The sequence below is a fragment of the Vibrio sp. 1249-1 genome (assembly GCF_033340495.1).
Genome location: NZ_JAWOWJ010000518.1, coordinates 1 through 710, shown reverse-complemented (window position 1 = coordinate 710; position 710 = coordinate 1). Strand labels below are relative to the sequence as shown.

The 710-nt window shown below is 41.7% G+C and carries 1 protein-coding gene; it reads left to right on the top strand.

The window, feature by feature from the left end:
* Window positions 1-122: 122 nt before the first annotated feature.
* On the top strand, window positions 123-710 hold a 588-nt coding region (locus tag R7Z50_RS27350), incomplete at its 3' end, for a DUF2884 family protein (RefSeq protein ID WP_318149727.1).

Sequence of the window (710 nt, the reverse complement as noted above, 5' to 3'; positions counted from 1 at the left end):
AGAGTTTGAGATGAAAATTGGCGATAAAACAACTTGTTACGAAGTCGTGACGGCGTTCTGACATCAAATGTATAACTGAGTGTTATGTTTAACAGAAGTTATTTTGAAGATAAGAGAATGACATGAAGAAACTTTTTACACTTTCATTGCTGATGGTTAGTGCAACAGGCTATGCAGCGCAATGTCGTGTGGACATCCATAATGAAGTTCGTATGGATGGACAGAGTTTGGAAATTCGCCAGACTTCTGGTGATAAAGCCGTCGTGGACGAAGACAACAACTTGTTCATCAAAGGTGAGTTGATTGAACTCGATGCGGAGCAGAAAGCCGCGATTGAAGCATATCGCGAAAAAATGAATGCCTATATCCCTCAAGCTAAGCAGTTAGCGAGTGATGGCTTGGAACTTGCCAATGACATCATTGACGATGTGGCAGCGAGTTTGGATGCACCGGGCGCGTTTGATAACGTAAAAGTTGCAGTTAAAGACTTCTTTGCTGATGTGCAATCTCGTTATTACAAAGATGGTGATTTTATTTTGCCTGCAGACAGCTTTGAATCGATGACGCAGGGCTGGACGAAAGATTTTGAAAAAGCGCAGGAGATTTTTAATAAAGAGTTTCTGGCTAGCGCGTTCGATGCTTTATCGAAAAAAATGAAAGAAGAGGGTGGTTTAAACCTGACAGCACTCTCTGAAAGCATGGCAGAATTA